The sequence below is a fragment of the Flavobacterium pedocola genome (genome assembly GCF_053764385.1).
Genome location: NZ_JBSNCR010000016.1, coordinates 1 through 3497, shown reverse-complemented (window position 1 = coordinate 3497; position 3497 = coordinate 1). Strand labels below are relative to the sequence as shown.

General features: G+C 39.7%; 2 protein-coding genes. Both read left to right on the top strand.

Translation table 11 applies throughout. The features are described 5' to 3' along the window. Positions 1 to 338: 338 nt before the first annotated feature. Positions 339 to 746, top strand: coding sequence for a hypothetical protein (locus tag ACWPKD_RS15165; protein ID WP_455413534.1), 408 nt, complete (start codon positions 339 to 341; stop codon positions 744 to 746). A 6-nt stretch (positions 747 to 752) separates the two neighbouring features. Then, on the top strand, positions 753 to 3497 hold a 2745-nt coding region (locus ACWPKD_RS15160; protein ID WP_455413533.1), incomplete at its 3' end, for a proprotein convertase P-domain-containing protein.

Sequence of the window (3497 nt, the reverse complement as noted above, 5' to 3'; positions counted from 1 at the left end):
TAATAAAAAAGGGCTACCAATTGGTAGCCCTTTTTTATTAAAAAATTGGTAAAGTTGGTAAATCGTAAAAAGTTGTTGAAAAAAAAATAAAATATTATGTATAATATGTTTTTTTTATTGCTAAAGTTTTGCATATTTGTTAATTAACAGAATTTTAATATTTCCAAGGCAAAATGACTAAAAAAATTTTTTGTGTTATATTTCTGTATATTTTTCTTCTTGACTGCAAGCGCTCTATTGGTAAGGCTTGTAGGTTGTTTCTTCTTTTTATTTTTCCTTTTTCCTTTAAAAATTACTTTTCGTCAATATTACTATCCATAAATTTTAAATGAAATTTTATGAAGCATCTGTATTTCTTATTCGCATTATTTTTTACCATGTTTTCAATGACGGTTACAGCGCAAACTGTTCATTCGGATAATAATGGTAACGGAAAATTTAATTTACCTCCAGGGTATCGAATGCATTCCAAAATGAAAGTTTATGACTTGTCGCATAAACTTAAAGGCAAACTTTCCGAAGAGAAATACACGTCTGAGGATTTGAAATTTTTAAAAAATATTTCAGATGCAGATATGATGCAGTATAAAGATTCGGCCCCTGAGTACTATAATTATTATACAACGGGGAGTGCTTTTATTAACTCGCTTTCAGCTAAAGTCAAAACTATTTATTCCAAAGAGGAATTGTGGTATATATATGCCTTTGATCAGAATTTAAAGAACAAACTAACAACTGTAAAATAGGTTATTATGAAAAATAACTACTTTTTGTCCCTACTATTTCTACTAATCTGTAGTGTTTCTTTTAGCCAGACTTATGTTATGGCTAATGGTGCTAATGGTACTATCAGTACGTGTTCGGGAACGTTTAGAGATCAAGGTAATAACTCGGATTACGGTGCTAGTCAAAGTAGTACGATTACCTTTTGTCCGTCAACTCCCGGAGATTTAATCCGAGTTTCTTTTACGGCTTTTAACACTGAAAACAATTATGATTACCTCGAAATGTGGCATGGAAATTCCGTTTCAGGTACTGCAGATGATGTTTTTATGGGGAATTTAGGAGCTTTTACGGTTACTTCTACAAGTCCTGATGGGTGTATAACATTTCGTTTTACTTCAGACTCCATTTTACAGTATGCAGGATGGTCAGCGTCTATTTCTTGTGTGACGCCGTGTACACCTCCTGTGGCAGCAATGGTTAGTACGGCTACGGTAGATATCTGTCCTCCGGCTTCCTTAAATCCGGGCTCACTTACTGTTGCTTTCAATGCATCAAATTCAACTACTGCTTCTGGTAGTATTGTAAGATATGAATGGGATTGGGGTGATGGAACTACAAGTATTACAGCAACACCGAATACGAACCATACTTTTCCGGGAACTGGATTATATGTAGTTCGCTTAAGAGTTAGAAATAATAATACAAGTACGGATCCGTTAGGTTGTTTGAGTATGAATTCCGTTACGAGGACAGTCAGGGTAATGCCGGAGCCAGTTTTTACCGGAACTACAGCCGGTCCTGTTCCGGTTACCTGTGGAAATAGTGTCACGCTTAACGGATTAGCTATTTCTCAAACGATAACCCAAATGACTCCTTCCGTAATTTCGGGACCAGTTTCTCTTCCGGATGGATCAGGAGCCAACTATACTTCAAATTTAGATTTTTCCGGATTGTTTCCTGCGGGAGCTACTATGAGTGCCGGATGTTATCCGACTTTAACATTCAATTTAGAGCATTCTTATTCAGGAGATTTGGAGATAACATTGATTTCGCCTTCTGGTGAATCTGTAATGGTTTACGATCAGCACGGTGGAAGTATTCACTTCGGAACTTGTAGTGATGCTGCCGATGATTTAGATCCGGGCTGTGTTGCTCAGTATTCAGTTGTTAACTCGGGAGGTGTTGCCTGGACGGCAGCCGGAGCAACCACAACAACTACTGCAACATGTGCTGTGTACACAGGTACTTGCGAAGCAGCTAGTTATTATATTCCGCAAACTTACAATTCAACAAACCCTTTTACAGCCTTGAATGGCGCGACAATGAATGGGGTTTGGACTTTACAGGTGAGGGATAATATCGGTCTTGACGATGGAGTATTATCAAACTGGTCATTAACATTCCCTACATCATGTTATGCAAGTTTACAAACCATAACACCTGATTTGGCAACGGCGACTTGGTCTACTACTGGATCAGGACCGGCAGTTCCGGCACAAACTACTACAACAACTAGCGCAATTAATCCAGGACCTGGAGCATGCCCACCACCAGGGCCTTGTGTTGGAACTCAATTAGCGAACAACGTATCAATAGGTCCATTTACGGGAGCCGGATCATACGTGTATTCTTTTACAGTTACCGATGAATTTGGTTGTCAGTATAGAAGAAACGTTACAATTAATGCAACATGTCCATGTCCTTCAGCTACAATTAGTTATACGGGATCGCCATTTTGTAATGTTGCAGGTTCTCAGGCGGTTACAATCACCGGAGTAGGATCTTACACAGGTGGAACTTATAGTGCTTCACCGGCAGGTCTGTCTATTACTGCTGGTACAGGAGCAATTAATACAGGTACAAGTACTCCTGGGACATATACTGTTACTTACAATTATAATCCGGGCGGAGGTTGTCCGATTATTAATGTAAATACATCTGTTACTATTGTAGCTGCTCCAACAGCTTCAGTAACATCTACATCTCCAGTATGTTCTGGTAATAATGCAGTTTTCAATGTTACCGGGACTCCAAATGCAACGGTAACCTATAATATTAATGGAGGAGGAGTTCAAACTGTAGTTTTAAGCGGGGCAGGTACTGCTACTGTAACTGTTCCTTCGGTTGTAGTGAATACCACTTTCAACGGAACTTCAGTTGCAACAGCTGCAGCACCGGTAACGGGGAATGGTCTTTCAGCTACTGGAGGGACTACCCCGGCTAATGCGACAGGAGCGATTTCAGCGTCAGGAGCAGCCGCGTCTGGTGCAAACTGTGCTTTTGTAGATGGGACTACGACTACTTTGACAATAACACTTCAGCATACCGTTCCTGCTGGTACTAACATTACAGTAAGTATTGCAAGAGATAGTAATTCCGGTGCTGTAAACATATCAGATGGTACAGCTAATATCGGAACTTTCAGTGCAGCACCTAATGATGTGTTACAATACATAACGGTTACAACTACTGTTTCTACAAATACTATTGTAATTACCAGAACTGGAGGAGTTGTTTGGGTGGATGGAGTTCAATATACTTTTACACCTCCTGGCTGTACGACAGCATTGGCATTGTCGAATACTGTTGTGGTAACTCCACTACCAGCTGTTGCGCTAACTTCTGCTGCAGCAACTGCTAACCAAACAGTATGTATTAATACTGCTATTGCAAATATTACTTATAGTGTAACGAATGCTACAGGTGCTACTGTTGCAGGTTTACCTGCGGGAGTAACCGGAAGTTTTGCAGCCGGAGTGTTCACGATCAGT

Bases quoted from the DNA above. Each gene is read 5' to 3' on its own strand.
- ACWPKD_RS15165 (WP_455413534.1), top strand. From the start codon at position 339: ATGAAGCATCTGTATTTCTTATTCGCATTATTTTTTACCATGTTTTCA.